At 63.9% G+C, this 22,071-nt stretch carries 15 protein-coding genes; 12 read left to right on the top strand and 3 right to left on the bottom strand.

The window, feature by feature from the left end; genetic code table 11:
• Nucleotide 1: 1 nt before the first annotated feature.
• The 7 genes from tssM (FJ425_RS07750) to FJ425_RS07720 are packed head-to-tail and all read left to right on the top strand — an operon-like array spanning nt 2 to nt 7,986.
• Nucleotides 2-3,544 (top strand): type VI secretion system membrane subunit TssM, encoded by a 3,543-nt coding sequence (gene tssM, locus FJ425_RS07750; protein ID WP_140636319.1) that lies wholly within the window; start codon nt 2-4, stop codon nt 3,542-3,544.
• Nucleotides 3,526-4,065: a type VI secretion system-associated protein TagF gene (tagF, locus tag FJ425_RS07745; RefSeq protein WP_140636321.1), complete on the top strand. Its 540-nt coding sequence runs from the start codon at nt 3,526-3,528 to the stop codon at nt 4,063-4,065. Before tssM (FJ425_RS07750) ends, tagF begins: the two co-directional genes overlap by 19 nt.
• Nucleotides 4,062-4,943 (top strand): PAAR-like domain-containing protein, encoded by an 882-nt coding sequence (locus FJ425_RS07740; protein ID WP_140636323.1) that lies wholly within the window; start codon nt 4,062-4,064, stop codon nt 4,941-4,943. The genes tagF and FJ425_RS07740 overlap by 4 nt, the downstream gene beginning before the upstream one ends.
• On the top strand, nt 4,940-5,359 hold the full coding sequence (locus FJ425_RS07735; RefSeq protein WP_140636324.1) for a hypothetical protein: 420 nt from the start codon (nt 4,940-4,942) through the stop codon (nt 5,357-5,359). The genes FJ425_RS07740 and FJ425_RS07735 overlap by 4 nt, the downstream gene beginning before the upstream one ends.
• Before the next feature lie 3 nt (nt 5,360-5,362).
• Nucleotides 5,363-5,860 (top strand): hypothetical protein, encoded by a 498-nt coding sequence (locus FJ425_RS07730; RefSeq protein WP_140722716.1) that lies wholly within the window; start codon nt 5,363-5,365, stop codon nt 5,858-5,860.
• Nucleotides 5,861-5,863: 3 nt separating this feature from the next.
• Entirely contained in the window at nt 5,864-6,949 is a 1,086-nt protein-coding gene (locus FJ425_RS07725) for a DUF2169 domain-containing protein (protein ID WP_140636328.1), read from the top strand.
• Nucleotides 6,937-7,986 (top strand): hypothetical protein, encoded by a 1,050-nt coding sequence (locus tag FJ425_RS07720; protein WP_140636330.1) that lies wholly within the window; start codon nt 6,937-6,939, stop codon nt 7,984-7,986. Before FJ425_RS07725 ends, FJ425_RS07720 begins: the two co-directional genes overlap by 13 nt.
• On the opposite strand, the gene FJ425_RS07715 is transcribed toward FJ425_RS07720, so the two are convergent.
• Genes FJ425_RS07715 through tssI form a run of 3 tightly spaced genes read right to left on the bottom strand, consistent with a single transcriptional unit; the run spans nt 7,987 to nt 11,913 of the window.
• On the bottom strand, nt 7,987-9,141 hold the full coding sequence (locus FJ425_RS07715) for a hypothetical protein (RefSeq protein ID WP_140636332.1): 1,155 nt from the start codon (nt 9,139-9,141) through the stop codon (nt 7,987-7,989).
• 14 nt (nt 9,142-9,155) lie between these two features.
• Complete coding sequence (locus tag FJ425_RS07710) at nt 9,156-9,578, bottom strand: DUF6484 domain-containing protein (RefSeq protein WP_140636333.1); 423 nt, start codon at nt 9,576-9,578, stop codon at nt 9,156-9,158.
• 10 nt (nt 9,579-9,588) lie between these two features.
• Nucleotides 9,589-11,913, bottom strand: a complete 2,325-nt coding sequence (tssI, locus tag FJ425_RS07705; RefSeq protein ID WP_140636335.1) for a type VI secretion system tip protein VgrG — start codon at nt 11,911-11,913, stop codon at nt 9,589-9,591.
• 306 nt (nt 11,914-12,219) lie between these two features.
• Between tssI and tagH the strand changes: the two genes are divergently transcribed.
• The 5 genes from tagH to FJ425_RS07680 all read left to right on the top strand — a co-directional run bounded on the left by tagH (nt 12,220) and on the right by FJ425_RS07680 (nt 22,065).
• Complete coding sequence (gene tagH, locus FJ425_RS07700; protein ID WP_140636337.1) at nt 12,220-13,299, top strand: type VI secretion system-associated FHA domain protein TagH; 1,080 nt, start codon at nt 12,220-12,222, stop codon at nt 13,297-13,299.
• Between the two features lie 536 nt (nt 13,300-13,835).
• Complete coding sequence (gene tssL / locus FJ425_RS07695) at nt 13,836-15,131, top strand: type VI secretion system protein TssL, long form (protein ID WP_348639834.1); 1,296 nt, start codon at nt 13,836-13,838, stop codon at nt 15,129-15,131.
• The gene (gene tssM / locus FJ425_RS07690) at nt 15,131-18,658 is read left to right on the top strand and encodes a type VI secretion system membrane subunit TssM (RefSeq protein ID WP_181175838.1); all 3,528 of its coding nucleotides are present in this window, start codon (nt 15,131-15,133) and stop codon (nt 18,656-18,658) included. Before tssL ends, tssM (FJ425_RS07690) begins: the two co-directional genes overlap by 1 nt.
• Nucleotides 18,659-18,775: 117 nt before the next feature.
• The gene (locus tag FJ425_RS07685) at nt 18,776-19,555 is read left to right on the top strand and encodes a PP2C family serine/threonine-protein phosphatase (protein WP_140722710.1); all 780 of its coding nucleotides are present in this window, start codon (nt 18,776-18,778) and stop codon (nt 19,553-19,555) included.
• Nucleotides 19,552-22,065 carry a serine/threonine-protein kinase gene (locus FJ425_RS07680; protein ID WP_140722707.1) on the top strand — a complete coding sequence of 838 codons (2,514 nt, stop codon included), beginning with the start codon at nt 19,552-19,554 and terminating at the stop codon, nt 22,063-22,065. The genes FJ425_RS07685 and FJ425_RS07680 overlap by 4 nt, the downstream gene beginning before the upstream one ends.
• Nucleotides 22,066-22,071: the final 6 nt, after the last annotated feature.

The following is a 22,071-nucleotide window of genomic DNA, read 5'->3' as shown; positions in this document are numbered from 1 at the left end:
GATGTTCATCCTGCGCTTCCTCTGGGCCGTCATCACATCGCGTTTTCTCTGGACGCTGATCGGCATCGCGCTGCTTTCGCTGCTGATCTGGGTGTTCGGCCCGATCGTGCAGGTCGGCCCTTACGCGCCATTCGAATCCGACAATGTGCGTATCGCCATCATCGCCGGGCTGATCATCCTGTGGCTGATCTGGCTGATCGTCGCGCAACGCCGCGCGATCCGCGCCAACCGCATGTTCGTGGCCGAGATCGCGGCGCCTGTTCAGGAAAAGCAGCTTACGCCCGGCGAAGAGAGCGTTGCTGCCGTCGGCGCCAAGTTCGGTGAGGTGATGGCGGAGCTGAAGCGCCGCAAGCTCGGCGGCAGAAAGTTCCTGCGCGAGATGCCTTGGTATGTGATCGTCGGTCCGCCGGCCACCGGCAAGACCACGGCATTGCGCCAGTCCGGCCTCAATTTCCCGATCGACCTCACGGACGACCTGCAGGGCGTCGGCGGCACGCGTAATTGCGACTGGTTCTTCTCCGAGAACGCGGTGTTGATCGACACAGCGGGCCGCTACGTCCAGCAGGAAAGCCAGCCGGATGTCGACGCGGCGGAGTGGCTGGGCTTCCTCGACCTCCTGAAGAAGCATCGGGGCCGCCGCGCGCTCAACGGGGTGATCGTGGCACTGTCGATCGACGCGCTGTCGGAGGGCGACGACGCGATCAAGGCGCATGGCAGGAAGATCCGCCGCCGGCTTGCGGAGCTTAACGACCGGCTGGAGATCCGCCTGCCTGTCTACCTGATGCTGACCAAGGCCGATCTGATCAAAGGGTTCGAAGCGTTCTTCGGCGGCTTGTCGACTAATGCGCGCGAGCAGGTGTGGGGAACCACTTTTCCGCTCGACGCCCGCGTCAGTGCCGGCACGATCCAGACGGAACTCGCCAGGCTTGCCGCCGAGCTGGAGCGGCGGCTGGTGCCGCGGCTGGAAGACGAGGACAAGCTCGGCCAGCGCGCCGAGATCTTCCGCTTCCCGGCGCAGCTTGCCAGCCTGTCCGAGCCGATCCAGGTGCTGGTCGAGGCGATGTTCGGCGAGAGCCGCTATGAGGAAGCCGCCTGGCTGCGCGGCCTCTATCTGACCTCGGCGACGCAGGAAGGCGCGCCGATCGACCGGCTGACGGCGGCGCTGTCCTCATCCTTCGGGCTGCCGCCGCGTCGCGCCATGCCGGCGGCGCGCGTCGAGAAGCGCAGCTTCTTCCTCAGGAATCTGCTCACCGAAGTGATCTTCAAGGAAGCCGGCCTCGGCACATTCGATCCGCTGGCGCAGCGCCGCCGCGCCTGGATCTGGCGCGGAGCCGCCGCCGCCTGTGCGCTCGCAGCCCTGCTCGCCGGCGGACTGTTCACCTGGTCCTATCTCGAAAACCGCAATGCGATCGCCGAACAGGCCGGCCAATTCGAGGCGCTGCAGGCGCCGCTCACGGACGTCGCCGCCATGCCGGCCGCGGTCGAGCAGCCGACCATGGACGGCGCGCTGGCGGCGATGGACGCGGTGGTCACGGCCCGCACGGCACCGCCGGATGCCGTCCACAATCTGCTCGGCCCGACCGCCTCGGCCGAGCTGGTGCGCGCGCAGACCGATACCTACGACCATGCGCTGCGAAACGTGCTGGAGCCCCATATGGTCGCGCTGCTCGAGGCCACGATGTGGCGGCAGATCCGCGATCCGGACTTCATGCTCGGCGCGCTGAAGACCTACCGGATGATGACCGGCCTGTCGCAGATGGACACCGATTTCGTCCAGAACTGGTGGGTGAACAGCTTGCCGCAATTCGCGCCGGCCGCGCCCTTCCCGACCGCGGACGCCGAAGAGCACCAGCTTGCCGCGATCCGCCGCATGGCCGTCGACGACAGCTACATCGCGCCGGACAAGGAACTGGTCGCCGAGGCGCTGAAGACGGTGTGCACGATCTCGCTGCCGGAGCGCGCCTACAAGCAGTTGCTTGCCGACCCCGAAGTGGCAGCCGTCAAGGAATGGGTGCCGGCCAATTTCGCCGGACCGAACGGCGCCAAGGTGTTCGCGCGCCGCTCCGACAAGACGCTGCGTGTCGGCGTACCGGGCCCCTACACCTATGCCGGCTTCCACGACGCGATCCTCGACCGGGTCGAGGATGTCGCCGGACAGGCGGCGCTTGATCGCGCGGTATTTGCCGGCGGCTGCTCGGAGAATTCGGAGACGTCGGTTTCGGCGCTGTCGGAAGACATCCTGAAGCTCTATTACGACGACTATATCGCGCAGTGGGATAGTTTCCTGCGCGACATGCGGCTGGCGCCGCTGACCGACCTCAACATCGCCAGCGAGAACCTCAAGGAGTTGTCCAGCGCCGACTCCGCGTTGAAGCGCCTGTTGACGGCGGTGGTGCAGGAGACGGACCTGACCCGCTCCGACGACGCGGCGGCCGGCGACAAGAGCGGCGGCGCTGCCAAGACCGGTTCGAAGCTGCTCAGCAAGCTCGGCAAATTGGGCAAGGTGGTTAAGACGGGCGCGAAATTGCTGCCGCGCGCGGGCTCGGCCGACCAGGTCGACATGACCGGCAGCCTCGTGGCCGAGCATTTCAAGCCGCTCAAGGGCACGATCGCGCAGGTCGACGGCCAGCCGCCGGCGCTCGACGCCGCCATCGTGGCGCTGACGGCGCTGTCCAATGTGTTGCAGACGGTGACCGCCAACCCAAATCCGCAGGATGCCATCAAGAAGCAGGGCGGGCTGGCCGAGCTGACGGGCGCCGTCGCCAGGCAGGCGCAGATCCTGCCTTCGCCGATCAACGACTGGCTGGGCGGCATTGCCGGCGACACAAGCGGCCTGTCGCAGAAGGCCGTCACCAATGAGCTCAACGCCATCTGGCGCGCCGACATCCTGCCCTTCTGCCAGGCCGCGCTCAACAACCGCTATCCGTTCAGCCCGGACAGCGCGGTCGACGTCAATGTGCGCGACTTCCAGCGCCTGTTCGGGCCGACCGGGCTGATCGACGCCTTCACCAACGATCATCTGATCAACTATGTCGACACCGCCAGCCAGCCATGGAAATGGCGCGCCGATTTCGGTCTCGATCCGGCGGCGCTGGCGGCCTTCGAGCAGGCGCGCCACATTCGCGACGATCTCTTCCCCGGCGGCACCGGACCGGTGATGAATTTTACGCTGGAGCCCAAGGACCTGTCGCCCAACGTGGCGCGGGTGACGCTCAACCTCGATGGCCAGAACCTCGTCTACTACAACAATGCAACCAGGCCGCAGCCTATGACGTGGCCCGGCAAGGACGGCACCGGCGTGATCTCGCTGGCCTTCCAGCCGGTCGACGGCTCGCCTGAGGTGATGCTCAACGAGACCGGAAGCTGGGCGTGGCTGAGAATGCTGCGCGGCGGCCGCTTCAACGCGACCAAGCTCACCGACGTCTACAGCCTGCGGCTCGGCACCAAGGGCATGTGGGCCGATTTCGAGCTCAAGGCGGCCAGCGTCGAGAACCCCTACACGCTCGAAATGTTCAAGAAGTTCACATGTCCGCCGCAGATCTGATGCTCGGCTTTTTCGGTAAGATTCCGGCGACGGGAGATTTCGTCACATGGAATCTGCCGCGGACCTTCATCGACCGCTGGGACCGGTGGATGTCGATGGAATTGCGTGCGCGGCCGGACGAGGGGGAGCTCGACCCGCGGGCGTGGCGGTTCGTGGTTCCTGCCGGGATTTTCAGCGACCAGCCCTGCGCCGGCGTGTGGCGCATGAGTGAGGATCGTGTCGGACGCAGATACCCGTTCGTGGTCGTCGCCATGGGCGCCATGGCGGAACCTTCCGATCCATGGTTCAGCGGAGCGACGGAAATCCTGGCAACGTGCATCGAGCGGGGGCAAACCAGCGCAATTGCTGCCGAGGAGTTGAGCGGGCTGCCGCCGCCAGCGCCGGGAGGGGTAAATGCCATCCTGTTTTGGCGCGACGACTGGGAAGTCCACGAACTTCATTTCGCCGACATCCATGATCTAGCCGCCAATGGCCTGCCCGCCATGCGATTTCCCCGGCATGAAGAAAGGGATGTCGTGTGAGTTGCAAGACATTCGCCGAAGGCAACGGCTTTTTCCACAAAGGCAGTGGCGGCACCGGCACGGCTCCTATTGACGTATGCCTCAGCCCGCCTCCGCCTCCGACAGGCCCTGTGCCGGTGCCATATGTCAATACGTGCTCTGCTTCCGACCTATCCAACGGCAGCAAGTCGGTGCTTTTTGACGGCGGCAATCCGACAGCGATGGAAAATGTGTCGGAAGTTTCAACCAGCAGCGGCGACGAGGGCGGCACGCAAGGTGGCGGTGTCGTCACGCACAAGACAAAGGGGACCGCGTCGTTCCTGCTTTGGTCTTTCGTCGTGAAAGTGGAAGGCAAGGGCGCCTGTTGCCACAGCCACCCGATGTTCCAGAATGGCATGTCGACGCCGAAGAACATTGTTTGCGCACGCTCCAAAGTGATCCGAGACACTTTGGCCGCGCACGGCTTCGATGAGAAATATGAGTGCACAGACTGCGAAAAGAGCAAATTCAAGCGACGAGATCCCACGGCCGATCAACAGACGAGAGCCGACGAGATCGGAAATCGCGGGGGCAACCAGGGAGGATGCTGGTCCTGCAAGCGTAAACGCAACCAAGGCACCTTCGGAAATGGCACCAAGTGGAATCGGGGTAAATGCTGGACGCCTGACCATCAGCCGCCTCAGGACTATGTCTGGCTGAAACTCGGCGGATGTAAAGGCGCTTGCGATCCGCCGCCCGCCGACGAAGCTGCCCGGCAGAAATTCAACAACTGGGCGGACGACCCGAACTGCATCAGAGCTCAATGCGCCAAATGCTCGGCTTCACAAGGCGGCTCTTGCGGCGGCGCGAACGGTGAGGCAGCCATGAATAAGCTGATGGCTGCGATAGGAGCGGTATGAGCCTCTATACGGATATCTACTCCAGGTACGAACGCGAAGTTCTGGATCTGTTGCCCCAGTTGGAGAGCTGGTGGTCCGAAATCGCCAATGTCAGGCGCGGGAGGACAGGGCGTGACGACCGCTGGCCTCTCGGGCTCTCGGGTCATCCGCGATTCATCGCGATCTACCGTCGATATATGCTGGAGATATTGCGCATCAATGACGAGCATCAGAAGCGGATGCAAGAACCGCCTCTTTCCAGGCAGGATCTATGGGACAAAGGACACACTGACGATGGAGAACGGGTGGCGAAGCCGCAATCGATTCTTATCGAAGATCTGATCCAGGCAAATCCCGCGCTTGGCGATCACTTTCGCTACTTCATGTTTATCCCGATCGGAGCGGACGATTTCGGCGAACTCTATGGCGAGGACTAACCCATGGCTCTTCCGGCGAAATACATGGTTCACAACATCGATTCGGGTTTTCAGCGGCTTATCGAGGCCCCAAAGGACATTGCGCAGCATTCCCATTTTTCCGCCAAGGGGATCGGCCTCAAGGAGGCGCATCCCGGTTATGGCGCCCTGTTCAAGCAGTACCGAGAGAGATTGCGCGATGCAGTTGAGGAAGCGGGCGAATGGTGGAGCGATGTCGTGGATGGCCTGGTCGAGAAAGAGTCAGGCGACTTCAAGAAAGGATTGGTGGTGGCGTATTCCGGGTGGCCGGCAGGCCCATCGTCCAACGATCGCGTGGTCGAAGCGGTCCGGGAATACTGGCTGGAGGTCTGTCAGATCGGTGAGACGCTGAAGAAGGCCGACAGGGTTGCGCCCGAGGTTTTCCTTCTGGGCTGGCTGCCGGAGAAATCGATCGAAAGGACCGTCCTGACCGGGATGCCTTACTGGCCGATCGGACTCGACGCCAAAGGAATGTGGTGCTGAACCATGTCTGACATCTGGGTCGAGAACAGGACGCCATTTCTGGCGGACACGCATGTCGAACCCAACGCGGACGGCCAGGAAGTCGTTGTCGTTATCATCTCCGCGACATTCCAAGGCGAAAACCCCAGCGCTGTCCTCGCTCCAGCTTCGGAGCAACTGCCGATTGCTTTCTCGGACGTCCCCTTCGGCAATCCAGCGGCTTCCTCGACGCGCTATGAAGCAGACATCGCGATCGTAAAACCGACCGCCGAGGTTATCATCAACGGCGCGGCTCACGCGCCTGACGGCAAGGCGATCAGGGAGATGCAGGTCGGTTTCCGGATAGGAACTTTGCGTAAGGTGTTGAATGTAGTCGGCGACCGCGTCCAGGAAGCTGGCGGATACAGCTCGCCCAATCCCTTTGTTAAGATGCCGATCGTGTATGAACGCGCCTATGGCGGGACCACTACCGATGGCAATGTCGAGGTACGCAATCCAGTGGGCATCGGATATCGGAATGCCAGATCGGCCGACCCTGCCGTGCGGTCCGAGGCGCCGAATGTGACCTATCCGAGCGAGCCTTTCCGCGCCGCTACGGATCGCCCCGCGCCCGCGGCGTTTGGGGCTTTAGGGCGGGGCTGGCAACCGCGGCTGAAGTACGCCGGCACGTTTGATGCAAATTGGGTGGCGACGCAGTGGCCTCTTCCACCCAAGGATTACGATCCACGCTACAATTTGTGCACGCCGTCCGACCAGCAACTTCCTGTCCTCAGGGGCGGCGAGGCCGTCACGGTGATCGGCATGACACCGTCGGGACGTTGGGATTTTAGGTTGCCGGCACTCACGATGCCTGTACGATTTATCTATGAGGACCGATCCGAAGATGAGTCGCTTCGCATCGACACAGCGATGATCGAGCCGGACAAACTGCAGGTCACCCTCAAGGCGCGCATAGCGCGCGTAACGCGCCGCAATGCTCCCGCACTGCGCGAAGTGATCGTCGGACACGTGACGCCTGGTTTCCTGATCGCTCGACGAAAAGGCAAAAGATACTTCGATTCGCGTGGGGGCAATGGGACGATCACCAGTAGGCCACCATGGCAAAGCTAACCGCCCCACTCTACATCTGCGGTGCCGGCGCCGTCACAGCGGCTGGTCTGAATTCCAGCCAAACCATCGCCGCAATTCGCGCCTCTCTGTCGGCGTATGACGAGTATGTTGTCGGCGAGCCGTTTGGCGCGGTCCAAACCGTTTCCCGTATTACCGCACACCACCAACTGAGGCGCACGTATGGCGAGTGGCTGGTCAATATGGCGGCGCGAGCCCTGGAAGAAACGCTGGGCAGCGGAGATGTGGATGCCAGATCGACCTGCATACTTCTGGCGCCGCCCGAGGGATTTCGCGAGCATCCGGCATTTGCGGATATCGCACAGCGCGACTTCCTCGACGCGGTGATCGGAGCGACCGGACACGAATTTCACCCCTCGTCGCGCGCCATCGACGGTGGCGCGGCGGCAGGATTGGGGCTGCTATCGCGAGTGTCGCAAGTCTTGGCCCAAGGTGATGTGAAGCAGGTTCTGCTCGGCGGGGTCGACAGCCTCGTGAACGACAAGGATATCGCGCGGCTCGAGGCGGCCGGACGGTTGCGCAGCAATGCCAATTCGGACGGCATGATACCTGGCGAGGCGGCAGCTTTCGTCCGGATTGCCGGTCTGGCGAACAGGCTGCCGAGAGCACCGTTGGCCCAGATTCACGGTGTTGGGATGTCGAGCGAGAGTGACTCGGTGCTGTCCGAGCGCTTCAGTCAGGGCCATGCGATGCTCGCGGCGTTGCGGGAGGCTCTCGATGGGGCACGGCCTACTGAGCCCGACATCGTTTTCGTCGTCAGGAACAGCAATGGCGAGCGCTATGACGGCTGGGAGCAGATGATCGCGCAGCCGCGCTTCTATCGCACACGTCGTGAAATGCTCCCCACTGCCTACCCCGCTATGACTGTCGGCGACGTCGGCTCGGCAAGTGGCGCGCTGGCATTGATGGTCGCAGCGGATAGCCTGGACAAAGGTTACGCGCCAGGGCCGGTGGCGATGGTCGAGGTGGCATCGGAGGGGGGATTTCGCGCCGCTGCGTTGGTCAGCCGCGTCGGATAACTACATCCAGGCCGGATGCTGCCGAGTCCTTCGCCAATCGACCAGCGGCGCTGACAAATTGGCAAATGCAGTGCGGTAGGCGTCGAGCTTAAGACGCCGCATCGACATGAAGCGTTTGGACTTTCCCTTATTCTCGTTCCACCATGCTTCAACCTTGTCGGCGATCGGCAGTGGAAAATCCTCGACCTTCTTGAACTCCTTGCCCAACGATGGGGGGTCCAGGGTAAAGACGCCTGTATCGTTGAAATCCGTCTCAATAAGATCACGCAAGGCAAGACCGGCGGTATAGGCCAGCGATGGATCACGCATCTTTTCGACTAGCCATTGCATAATCGACACTTCACCTAGAATCCCCATCGCCCCGAGCGCCGCAAGGCGCATCGACGGTTGGTCAAGTCGCTCTTGCAACCATCTTTTTGCTTCCAGTTTGGGCGTGACCAAAAGTCGGATGTCTATCGCCTCTCTACCTATGAAACCATCTGCCCGGGCTAGTTTGTCCAGGGTCGCGTAAGCATACTGCGCCTCGCCGAGAAGGCAGAGCGCGCGCGCTGCCGCCAGCCTCTCGCCCGGATCGTTCGCCTTGAGCGCGGCGGACACGTCGCCTATCAAGTCACGCCGTCGCATGATCCCGGCCAACCGGATGGCTCGCGTCCGGACGCCGATGTCGGGACTCAGAACAAAGCCTTGCAGGCGATCGCCAGCGTCGACCCTGTGGTGGGTCAGAGCGATCAGCCCCAGCGTTTGCAGCAGCGGGTCCTGCTCATCCAGCCATTGCGGTACAAAAGCGCGGAGCTTGCCGCGCGTCGTGCACGCGATTGCACCAGACATGCCGGCAATGCCGCTACCTATGGCCCGGACACCGTCAAGGGCGGTATCCAACAGCTTCCTACTGCCCCAGTGCAGGGATAGTACGCCGATGGCGAAAAGTTCTGCAGGTGCAGCATAGTCGGAGAAGCGGGCCAAGGCCAAATTCCATGCAGCTTCGCCGGATGCGATCATGCCCTCGATGTTGGCGTGAAGGCGCTGGTCGATGCGACCGATATCGACCTCGCCCAGAATTTGACCGTCGATTTCGTGCCGACGCCTCGACCACAGGAAAGAGACATCTTCGACATGCTGGGCCACGATGGCAGCAATCGTTGCAAAGCGCTGCATTGTCACAATACGGCTCAGTTCAGATGCACTGCCGCGCCGCGGACGCGATTGACCCCGCTGGCGTGGCTATTGAGTTGACTGCCGCGTATGGAGATACGCCCGTCCTTTTCCAAGATAATCGAGGCCAATCCGCAGCGCAGTTCGATGCGATCCGTTGCGTTGATCGTGACCGTTTCTCCGTCGCGTATCACCGCAGCGCCACTGCGATTGCGTGCAGAATCCACGATACGCCCGACGACAAGCGGCTTCGAAGGGTCACCACCTTCGAAAAGCAACGCAACTTCCGAGCCGAGGGCGGCGGTATCGAGACCCGTCAGGCTTCGCGCAGCGATGGCGGTCTCCCGGGGATTGCCAACGAAGACCACGAGCGGCGCGCCATCCTCGAACCCGATGAGCAGGCCTATGACGACGCCATCTATTCGACCCAACACATCCATTTCTCGATCCTCAATTATTGTGGACGGTGCTGCCCTTGATGTTCACATCGCTGTCTGCGTTGACGTTGATCTTGCCGCTGCCCTTGATGGATATATCCTTGCCTTCGATAGCGATATTGCCGTTCTTCTTCATCGTGATCGTGGCCGAGCCGCATTTGAGCGTGATCGAATCGCCGGCGTCGATCACCAAGTTCTTGCCAACTTTTATCGAACTGTCTTCGCCGACGCTGATCGAGCTGCCCTTTGCGATCCCCAGCGAGTGAGCACCCCCGACTGACGTGGAGTCATCGGCCCCTACGCTGGCGCTGCGCGCCGCGCCAACGCTGAATTTCTGAGCGCTCCCGATCGTCACGCTTTGATCCGCGCCAATGTTGACCGTCTGCCCGGCTCCAACGTTCCAGCTGTCGCTGGCCCCGATATCATGGCTTTGGCTGATGCCGACACTGACAGCGCGGGTCGCCCCGATGGTATTTATCTGTGTCGCGCCAACGGTTCTGGTTTCCGCCGCCCCCACCGTGTCCACGCGCGCGACAGCCACCGTCACCGTCTGGTTGAGCCCCACCGTCTGCGAATGGTTGGCGTCGATGTTCTCCGTCGAGTTGGCGACGACATGGATCGTCTCGTTTGCCATCACTGTCAGCGAGCGATTCTTGCCCACTGTCTCGGTGTCGTTCGAGCCGATGTTCGTCGTCTGGTCGACGCCGATCTTGACGGTCTTGTTGTTGCCGACGTCTTCATCGAGGTTGTGGCCGACGGAGTGCTTGGCGTCGTGGTCAATACGGTCGGACTGGTCGTGCTGGACCGTCTTGTTGCGGTCGTGCTTGATCAGCAGATGGTGGTCCTTCTGGGCCTGGAAATTGACCAGCTCGGAGCCGGCCTTGTCCTCGAACATCAGCTCGTTGTAGCCGCCGCCGCCTTTCGAGGAATTCGACTTCCAGCCGGACTGTGTGGCGTTGCCCGGTAGCCCATAGGGCGGCATCTGTGAGGCGTTGTAGACGCGGCCGGTGATGATCGGCAGGTCCGGATCGCCTTCGATGAAATCGACGATGACCTCCTGGCCGATGCGTGGGATCTGGATGAAGCCCCAGTTGCTGCCGGCCCATGTCTGCGAGACGCGCACGAAGCAGGATGAGTTCTGGTCCTTCTTGCCGAGCCGGTCCCAGTGGAACTGCACTTTCACCCGCGCATATTTGTCGGTGAAGATCTCCTCGCCCGAAGGACCGACGACGGTCGCCGTCTGCGGGCCGCGCATGATCGGCCGCGGCGTGATGCGCGCCGGGCGATAGGGCAGTTTGGTGGGTGCCACGCCGAGCACCACCTTGAAATTCTCGCTGTGGGCCTCGTTCTGGGTCCGGTAGCCCGGGTCGAACAGCCGGTATTCGGCGCTGACCACCAGATAGTCCTGGTTCTGGTCGTCGCGCGGAAAGCTTTCGAGCGTGAACTTGCAGCCGGAAAAAAGGCCGCGCACGGTGCCCACCGCCGTGCTGTGCTGGTGCACGGCCTGGAGTTCCTCGCGGCGGATCCCTGCGATCTTGTCGCCCCGCCCGACATCGAGATGCGCGCCGGGCTGGCGGTAGTTCTCGCCCGAGGCTTCCTTATGGGCGAAAGGCTGGGCGGATTTCGCCATCAGATCGGCGCCGGGCTTCTCGAAATCATAATCCGTATGGGCATAGGCGCCAGGGCGCACCGCGCTGCCAGGTATCCATTCGGTGATGTATTCGACATCGCGCCGTGAGGCCTGGCCCTCGAAATTGTAAAGCACCTTCTCGTAACCGGGCGCCGACTTCAGCTTGCTCATCGCGTCGCAGAGGATGAGCGTATGCTTGCCCTCGTCATGCTCGAAGAAATAGAAGATGCCCTCGTGCTCGAGCAGCCGCTGAACGAAATCGAGATCGCTCTCGTCGTACTGGACGCAATATTCGCGCTGAGGATAGGACCCCTGCAGCCGCTTCTCGAATTTGGCGATGCCGTATTTCGAGAATATCTTCTCGACGATCTCCACCGCCGTCATGTTCTGGAAGATACGACAATCGGTGGTGTTGCCGAGGAACCAGAGCCATGGCCTGACGGTCGCCTCGTAGAAGGCCAGCCGGTCCTCGATGCGGGTCAGCTTGAAATCCGACACGAGGCCGCTGAACCAGCGCTTCGGATCGGATTCGCCCTCGACCGAAACGACGCCGCCCAGCATCTTCAACGGATCGACGTCGCGGTTTTTCGAGACGAAGCCGACCCTATAGGCAAAACAGCGACTGATCTCATCGCGGCCGATGAGATGGGTGAAGGTCAGGTCGGCGCCAGCCGGCGTCTGCACAACCGTGGCGCGTTCGTTCGGCATGGTCGTGCCCCTCCTGGACGCGGCCGCCAGTATGATGGATTGAAGCCCCCGCTATGTTAACCGCATCACGTTCGGGAACTTTTCACGCCCACCGCACCGGACCGCTTTCAGCCTAGCATATGTTTGGCGGCCGCCAAATAACAGCCGTGGCTAAACTGCCCCATGCGCCGGTGTGAAACGCTCCTCTCCCGCCGCGCTCGCAAGCTGCTAGAATGCCAGAGCAATTCCAGGAAAGCTACGTTGGCGTTTCCGCCCGGATTGCGCGGAAAATAAGCATTTGTTGACCAAGTTGGGCGACGCTTCCGGATGTTCATCTCGCTCCAGATCAGCAATGTCGACAGGCTGCCGGCCGGCACCACCGCCAGCTACGCCGCCCGCGACCGCAGCTTCGAGATCGGCCGCGAGAATTGCGACTGGACGCTGTCGGACCCGGACAAGTTCATTTCGGGCCGGCACTGCGAGGTCCGCTACCAGGCGGGCTCGTTCTGGCTCTACGATGTCTCGCGCAACGGCACTTTCGTCAACGGGTCCAGCCAGCGCATGAGCGGGCCGCATCGGCTGGCGCAGGGCGACCGGCTGCTGATCGGCCGCTATGTCGTCGGCGTTTCGATCGAAGACGAACGGGCCCCGACCGGACATCCGCAGACCGGGACGACATCGACGCAGCGCGAGCTGCCGCCCTCGCCCGGCGGCCCGTCGGTTCCCGGCCATGAGCCGTTCTTCAGTCCGGCGGAACAGCACCCGACCGGGGCGGCGCCCGTCTCCAGATCCTCGGCCCCGCAGCCCGGTCCGGCGGCCCCGGCCAATCGGCCGGCGGAAGCGGACGCGATGCTGCGGGAGATCGCCAGGGCGGCGGGCATCGCGCCTGACTTGCTGCAGTCGCGCGACCCGCACGATGTCGCGGCCGAGATCGGCGCGGTGCTGAGGAGCACTGTCGAGCAGCTATCGCTGCTGCTCAAGGCGCGCGCGGCGGCAAAAGTTCTCGCCAAGAGCTCGCACCGGACAATGATCGGCGCCGAGGACAACAACCCACTGAAATTCGTGCCGGGCACCGACGACATATTGGAGATCATGTTCGCCAAGCGCAGGGCCGGTTATCTCGATGCCAGGCGCAGCGTCGAGGATGCGTTCCGCGACCTGAAGGCGCATGAGATCGCGACCTATGCCGCCATGCAGGCCGCGCTGTCCAGGCTGCTCGACGACTTGTCGCCGGAGGCGATCGCCAAGAAAATCCCGCCGGCATCCTTCTCGTCCAGGAAGAGCCAGGCTTGGGATGCGCTTGTCGCGACCTGGCGGGCGATGGAAGACAAGCACGAGAACGGCATGCTGGATGTCTTCCTCGCCTATTTCGCCGAAGCCTACGCCAAGGCCGACAAGCAGAAATAGCCGCACGGCACAGACCCCGCCAACCGTATGTGACGGGTCTCATAGAAGATGCCGCCCCTTCGAGCATCTTGCTCTGCGATTTCAATCGGCGGGCCGTTTCAATTGGGTATCCGGGCGACTAGAATGCCCAGGGACGCTTGCCCGGCGGGCAAAGCGGCGTGGCTTGGGGCGTGTGCAGCAATGTCATGTTTCGGCGAGATGAGCCTTTCCGTGCGGCCCGCCGCTGAGGTTCAGCCTGAAACGCGTTTCCCCGGGCAAAGGTGTGCCTGTTGCGCCGCGACGATAGGTCGTCGCCGATGAGCTCCAAGGACGATCCTTCCAGGCCGGCGGACAAGACCGTCATCCGCGCGCCGCGGCCAAAGCAAAAGCCGCTTGCGGCTCCCGAGAGATCCGGTCCGGAAGGCGCACGTCCTGCTCCAACGCCTGCTCGCGAAGCGACAGTGTTCGACCCCGGCGGCGGCCGACAGATGCCAACCGGCTGGTCATCCGAAACCGTGCTGTTTCAGGGCCCAACCCCGGGAGCAGAGGTCAACGCGATGCCGGAGCTGCCTCAGGATGCCCTGCTCGCCGCCGCCGAGGGCGTGCAATACGCCGCGACAAATCCGATCCTTGCCGCGGCGGCGGCGCTGCTGATGCTCTTCGGCCAATTGCGGCTGATGCCGGTCGAACGGCAAGCCGCGCCCTTGGCGGAGCGTATCGCCGACGCGATCGAGACCTTCGACCACGCGATCGCCAAAGCCGGCGTAGCCGAGGAAGACGCACGCATCGCCAAATTCGCCCTTTGCGAAACCGCCGACGACCTCGTCGGCAATCTACCTTGGCCGGGCAAGGACAGCTGGCTCCAGCACAGCCTGGCGGCGCGGTTCTTCCACACCCAACCGGCGGGCACGGGCTTCTACGAAGCGTTGAACAAGATTCTGGCGAGGCCGGAAGCACATTACGACCTGCTCGAACTGATGCATGCCTGCCTGTCGCTGGGCTTCGAAGGCCAGTATCGGGGATTGACAGGCGAACGAAACATGCTCGAACGCGTCCGGCGCGACGTCTACGACACGCTGCGCTATTTCAAGCCGCGCGCCGATGATGACATCTCGCCACGCTGGCAAGGCATGGCGGCTGCGTTGCCGAAGCCGAGGGCGCGGCTGCCGCTCTGGGCGGTCGCCGCCGCCGCGGCGACGCTGGTGACGGCGGCCTTCTTCGGACTGCGGGTGCTGATCACCGACGAAGGCGACGCGACCGCCGGCGAATTGCTGGCGCTCAACCCGTCGACGCTCGTCACCATCGAGCACGCCAGCGTGGCGGCGCCCGCTGAACCGGCGCAAGCCAGCCTGCCTCCGCCCGCGGTCCCAGATACCACCCAGATCGACCGCATCAGCGCCGCACTTGCCAAGGAGATCTCCGGCGGCGGACTGCGCGTCGGCGAGAAGGGCGAATTCATCGTCGTCGAGATCAACAACCAGCTTTTGTTTGCGTCCGGCCAGGCGGAGCTGAAGCCGCAGTTCCAGCCTGTCGCGGCCGACATCGCCACGGCGCTCGACGCTGAACCGGGCCCCATCAACATCATCGGCCACACCGACGATGTGAAGCCGAAGAAATCGAGCACGTTCAAATCGAATTTCGATCTTTCCGTTGCCCGGGCGAAGGCCGTTCAGGCGATGATGGCCAAGCGATTGAAGGACCCGTCGCGGCTGAGCGCCGACGGCAAGGGGGAGGACGAACCGATCGCCGACAATGGCACGGCGGAAGGCCGCGCCAAGAACCGCCGCGTCGACGTGATGATCCCGAAACAGGAGACCTTGCAGACGAGCGCGGCGGCGGAGAACGGCGACTGATGCGCTGGATGCTGCGGATCTTCAGCTTGGCCGCGCTTGCCGGTTTCTCGGCGGCGGTCTGGTATGCCGGGCCGCTGATCCGCTTCGCCGATACACGCCCGCTTGGACCGGTGTGGCTCAGGGCCACGATCATCGGCGTCACCATCGTGGTGCTTGCGCTGTTCTACGGCATCCGCTTCTGGCAGCGGCGCAAGGCGCAAAAGGCGCTCGAAACGGCGATCGTGCGCGGCGACGAACGCCACGACGATTCGCAGGTGCTCGAAGCGCGCATGAGCGAAGCGATCGCGACGCTGAAGCGGACGAGCGGCAAGCGCAATTTCCTGTATGACATTCCCTGGTACATCATCATCGGCCCGCCAGGCGCCGGCAAGACGACGGCGCTGGTCAATTCCGGGCTGAAGTTTCCGCTTGCCGGCTCGGGTGGCGCGCAGCCGCTGGCTGGCGTCGGCGGCACGCGATCCTGCGACTGGTGGTTCACCGACGAGGCGGTGCTGATCGACACGGCCGGCCGCTATACGACGCAGGAATCGGACCGCGAGCGCGACAAGGCAAGCTGGCTCGCCTTTCTAGGACTGCTCAAGAAGCACCGCACCAGGCAACCGATCAACGGCGTGATCCTCGCCATCAGCCTTGCCGACCTGATCGGCTTCGACGACCGGCAGCTCGACGCGCATGTCAGCGAGATCAGGAGCCGCCTGCGCGAATTGCACGAGACGCTGAAGGTCCAGTTCCCGGTCTATCTGCTGTTCACCAAGGCCGATCTCATCGCCGGTTTCATGGATTATTTCGGCGATTTCGACGAAGCGCGCAGGCGCAAGGTGTGGGGCGCGACATTCCAGACCGCCGACCGCACCAAAAACATGGCCGGCGAGGCGCCCGCAGCCTTCGACGAACTGGCGAAGCGGCTCGCCGAAGAAGTCGCCGACCGCCTGCAGGAAGAGCCCGACCCGCTGGCGCGGATCGCGCTGTTCGGCTTCCCCGCCCAGTTCGGCACGCTGAAGAACCGGATAACGCAGTTTGTCGGCAGCCTGTTCGATACCTCGCGCAGCCAGGTCAATGTCAGCCTGCGCGGGCTCTATTTCTCGTCGGGCACCCAGGAAGGCACACCCTTCGACCAGGTGCTGGGCGCGATCGGGCGCAGTTTCGGTAGTGCCGCGCAGGCGCATCTTTCCGGCGCCGGCAAGAGCTTCTTCCTGCACGATCTGCTGGCCAATGTGATCTTTCCGGAATCGGGCTGGGTGTCGTTCGATCGGGCGGCCGAACGCCGCATCAGGCTCGCCAGGTTCGGCGGCCTGGCCGCGATCGCGCTGGCGGCAGTGGCGGTGCTCGGCGTGCTTGGTCTCAGCTTCTTCGCCAACAAGGCGCTGATCGCTTCCACACGCCAAGCCATGGCGCATTATCGCGACAGCGCCGATAGCCTGCTCAAGAGCACGGCGGTGAGCGACGTCGACCTCGAAAACGTCATCGGTCCGCTCGACCAGCTGCGCAACCTGCCCGCCGGTTTCGAAAATAGCGACCAGGGAAAGCCTGTCGAGGAGACGTTCGGGCTTAGCCAGCGCGAGCGGCTGCTGTCGGCCTCGAAGACCGCTTACCGGCAAGCGCTGGAGCGGACCTTCCGCTCGCGGCTGCTGGTTCAGGCCGAGCGGACGATCCAGGCCAGGATGGCCGATCCGGTCGCGCTCTACGAGCCGCTCAAGATTTACCTGATGCTGGGCGGCAAGGCGCCGAAGGTCGACGACGAATTGATCGTCTCCTGGATGAAGCAGGATTGGGAGGAGAACCGCTACCCCGGCGAGAACAACCGCGAGGGCCGCACGCAGCTCGAAAAGCATCTGCGCGCCATGCTTGCGCTTGACGACGCCTACGATCCGACTTTCGCGCTCAACCAGCCGCTGGTCGAGGCCGCGCAGCGCTCACTCGGACGCATGAGCCTCGCCGACCGCGCCTCGGCGCAGATCAAGTCGGCGGTCTACGCGGCACGGCTGCAGGATTTCTCCATCGCCGCGAAAGCCGGTCCGGAAGCGCAGCTGCTGTTCGAGCGCACGGACGGCAGCCAGCTCGCCGATCTTCACGTCCCCGGCCTTTACACGCGTGCCGGCTTCAATCGCTTCTTCCTGCCGCAGCTGGCGCGCATCGCGCAGATGCTCGTCGACGACCAATGGGTGCTCGGCGGCGGCGGGGAACAGGGCGGCATCGACCAGGACCTGCCCAAGCTCGGTCCCGAACTCACCGATCGCTACGGCAAGGAATTCGCCGCCGCCTGGAACGGCGTGCTCGACCAGCTGAAGCTCAAGGCGATGCTGAAGGACAAGCCGCAATATCTGGCGCTCTCCGCCCTCGCCGCGCCGGACTCGCCCCTCGACCAGCTCTTCACCGCGATCGCCGATGAAACCGCACTGACGAAGGACAGCGGCGCCGACGGCGATATCGGCACGGCGCAGCAGGATCCCGCCAGCATGGCCAAGGGACTGGCCCGCATCGGCCTGCAGATCGCCGGCGGCAAGTCGCAGAGCCGCGCCGGCGCGAGCTCGGCCGTCGTGCAGAATGCCGGCGCGAGCGTCGAGGCGCAGTTCCGTTCGTTCCAGGCGCTGGTCGGCGGGGCCGCCGGGCGCCGGCCGCTCGATGCGCTGACGCAGAATTTCCGCGACATCTTCCAGAGCCTGAAGCTCGCGGCCGATGTCCCCGCGCAGATCGAACGCGTCAACGCCAATTTGCAACTGCAGATCTCGACATTGCGCGCCAATGTCTCGCGCCTGCCCAAGCCGCTGGCGCGCATGGTCAACGCGGCGGCGGACGAGCTCGAAGGCAACGTCGCCGAGGCCTCCGTCGCCAACCTCAACCAGAGCCTCGACCAGACGGTGACGCGCGTCTGCGAGGAGGCGGTCAACGGCCGCTATCCCTTCACACGCGACGGCAGCGACGAGATTTCGATGGCGGATTTCACCAAGCTGTTCGCGCCGGGCGGCCTGATGGACCGGTTCTTCGCGCAGAACCTCGCGCCGCTGATCGACATGACCGGCCAGGAATGGACCTGGAAGCAGGACGCCCGTTCAAGCAAGGACCTGGCGAAATCGACCTTGAAGGTGTTCCAGTCGGCCGCGGAAATCCGCAGCGCGTTCTTCCCTTCCGGCGGCTCGGTGCCCTCGGTCTCGATCACCATAACGCCCACCTCACTGAACAGCGAAGTCGACAGCGCTTTGCTCGATGTCGACGGGCAGACGGTCCAGAGCGCGCAGGCCGGCAACGCGCCGAGCATCGTGACATGGCCAAGCGGCGCCGCTTCCGGATCGGCGAGCCTCAGCCTCGTGCCGGAAATGCCCGGCCGCGCGTCCGCGCTCAAATTCGAAGGACCATGGGCATTGAAGCGGCTTTTCGACAAAGCAACCATCACCGGCGACGGCGCCAACACCGAAGCGCGCTTCGTGATCGGCGGACGCGATGTCGCCTACACCATCCAGGCCGGCTCGGGCGCCAATCCGTTGCTGCTGCCGGCCTTGTCCGGCTTCAGCTGTCCGAAGGCGTTCTGAGATGGTCGGTCCCAGCCTTCATTTCGGTACTCTAATACATACGCTTGTGGCAGAGTGGCCTGGGCACGCGGCCCATGGCTGGTCACAGAGGACGCCTGCTGAGCGCTTGGTGGCAAATTGAGCACTGTCGCCCTCCCCATCGACAGCTTCGGCGTGAGCCACAAGGGCTGCGTGCGCGACCACAACGAGGATAATTACCTCATCGAGCCGCTGACCGGGCTGTGGGTGGTGGCCGACGGCATGGGCGGGCATGAGGCCGGCGAAGTCGCCTCGGCCAGCATCGTCGACCATCTGGCGACGATCGGAATTGCCAGCTCGGCGCCGGATCTTCGTGCCCGCTTCGAGGACCGGCTCAGCCGCGCCAATGCCGAGATCCGCAACATATCGCGCTCGCGCGGCATCACCATCGGCTCCACTTTCGCGGCCTTGCTTGCCATGGATGGGCGCTTCGCCTGCCTTTGGGCCGGCGACAGCCGCATCTATCTCGTCCGCAACGGCTCGATCTTCCAAGTTTCCAAGGATCACACCGAGGTGCAGGAATTGCTGGACCGCGGCATGATCAGCGCGGAGGAAGCGCGCGTCTGGCCGCGCCGCAACGTGATCACGCATGCGATCGGCGTCAGCGACGAGCTCGAGATCGATTTCCAGCAGGGCGAGTTGATGGCGGGCGACGTGTTCGTTCTGGGCACCGACGGATTGACCGCGCATGTCAGCGATGCCGAGATCGGGGCCGCGGTCAGATCCGCCACGCCGCGGACGGCATGCGAGAACCTCTTGGAAACCGTGCTGGCGCGCGGCGGAACCGACAATGTGACCATCGTGCTCGTGAAGATCGGCGACGGGCAGAGCGGCGCGCACCATTCGGATCGGTCCGCAGCGGAGGGCCTGGCCAGATGAGCGACGACGACAAGACACGGCTGTCGACGAACGTCACCTATACGGGTGTCGGCACGCAGCTCAGCGGCATCTACGAGCTCGACGAGAGGATCGCCTCCGGCGGCATGGGCGAAGTCTATCGCGGCCACAACATCCAGACCGGCGACCATGTGGCGATCAAGATCGTGCTGCCCGAATTCGCCCGCGACCAGACGATCCTGTCGCTGTTCCGCAAGGAAGCATCGATCCTCAACCATCTGTCGCATGACGCGGTGGTGCGCTACCACGTCTTCACCATCGACCCGGGGATCGGCCGCCCCTATCTTGCGATGGAGTTCGTGGACGGCCAGTCGCTGTTCGACATCATGCGGCGCGGGCCGATGCCGGGCGAAGATGTGCGACGGCTTTGCCATCGCCTGGCCTCGGGGCTCGCCGCAGTGCATAAGGCTGGCGCGGTGCACCGCGACCTCTCGCCGGACAACATCATTCTGCCGGGCGGGCAGGTGGAGCGCGCCAAGATTATCGATTTCGGCATCGCCCGTTCGGCCACCGTCGGCGGAGAAACGCTGATCGGCGGAAAGTTCGCCGGCAAATACAATTACGTCTCGCCCGAACAGCTCGGCCTCTATGGCGGCGAGGTCAGCGAGCAATCCGACATCTACAGCCTCGGCCTGGTGCTGGCCGCGGCGCTGCTCGGAAAGCCGCTCGACATGAGCGGGTCGCAATACGAGGTCATCGAAAAGCGCCGGACGGTGCCGAACCTGTCGGATATCGATCCCGATTTCCGCGAGCTGATCGAAGCCATGCTGCAGCCGGATCCGTGCGACCGGCCGGCCAGCATGGCCGAGATCGCCAGGGCGACGCGCGGCGAAGATCTCGAGGCGACACTGCCGCCGCCGGTGTCGTTTGGCGCGCGCGAACGCTCCGGCCTGCCGCGCGCCGGCTGGACGGCGCTGCCGGATTCCAAACCGCAGCCGCCTTCCGGCGAGCCGCGCTTCGTCGAGCATGTGCGTCCGGCGCATCTGTCGGAGCCGCGGCCTCAGCCGGCGGCCGCTCCGCCCAGGGCGCCTGCGACTGCACCGGCGACGCCGCGAAGGGCGTCGCGGATACCCGTCATTGCCGGCGGCGTTGCGGCGCTGGCTGTGCTGGTTGGGGGCGGCCTTTATGTCAGTGGCGTGCTGGCGCCGCCGCCGGTGGCGGAAAAATCCAGACCGCTGACGCCGAAGCCGGTCGCGGAAGCAGTCAAACCAGTTGCAGAAGCCCAGCAGCCGGAAGAACCGAAACCTCAGGCGCCGACGCCGTCCGCAACTCAGTCGCAGGCGCCGAAAGCTGACAGCGCCGCCACCATCGAGCCGACGAAGCCGACCATCCAACCCGATGCGGGGGCCAAGGCGCCTGCCACCCAGCCGGAGAGCGAGGCCGACAACCAGGCGCGCGTCCCCCAGATCGAGACCAACCCCACGCAACCGTCAGCGGAGCAATCGCCGACGCCTGCACCGGTTCCCGCACCGAAGGCCGCGGAAAGCCAGAAGCCGGCGCAGCCTGCAAGCGAGCCGGCGGTCAAGACGCAGGAACCGAGCCAGTCGGCTGAAAACAAACCGGTGCAGGAGGCAAGCCCACCGGCAGCCAAGCACAGCGTCAAAGACCTGGTCGACATGCTTTCCAAGCTGCCGAAATCGAAAGCATCCCCGCCTCCCGGTTCGGAAAGCCCGGCACCGGCGCAACCTGTCAGTCCGCCGGCCAAGCTGGGGGCACAGACCCCGAAAGCCAACCCGCCGCAAACGCCGACCGCGCCAGCACAGCAACAGCAGCCGCCGGCGGCCAAGCAGCCGGACAACACCGACGTCGCCATCAATGTGCCCAAACCGGCGGTTCCGTCACCGGAACAGGACACGCAAGCGTGGACGGAGCGCCGCTCCTGGGTGCGCGATTTCAGCGGCGGCAGCTGTTTCTACGCGAACGTCACCTCGGGACCCGGCGCTTCCCCGGCGATCGAGGGATTCGGAACCGCGGTCCAGCCTTTCGAACAATTGCTCAACGACTTCCAGGCGAGGTTCCATATCGAGCCGGACATCAGCGTGCGACTGATCACGCTCTCCCAGTGCGGCGTGCCCACCTTCCTTCGCTTCCTCGACCGGAGCTCGGCTGCAAAGCCACAGCTTGTCCTCGACCGGACATCGGTCCCCGACGGATCGCCGGTCAGCGGCGCGCTGTATACGGGCGGCGGGCTTATCTCGAACATCATGCTGATCGACCACAAGGGCATCGCCTTCAATCTCGACGACCGCATGGTGCCGCAGACTGACAAGGTGACCTTCAACATCCCAATCGGTCTCGCTGCCGCCGACAAAGCAGCCGCCAAAGCGGTGCCGCAGATCATGCTGGTGATCACCGGGCCCAAGGACATCCAGGCCGCCATGTTCTCCAGGCCGACGCCGGCCTCGGAGCTTTTGCCCAGGATACTCGAGGAGATCGAGGCCGATGGATCGCAGTTCTCCGCCACGGCCACCTATTTCCGGCTTGGCGGATAGCATGAA

Source organism: Mesorhizobium sp. B2-7-2 (assembly GCF_006440775.1).
In the GTDB taxonomy this organism is placed as follows: Bacteria; Pseudomonadota; Alphaproteobacteria; order Rhizobiales; family Rhizobiaceae; genus Mesorhizobium.
The sequence above is the reverse complement of the archived record's forward strand: the minus strand, read 5'-3'. Positions and strand labels throughout refer to the sequence as shown.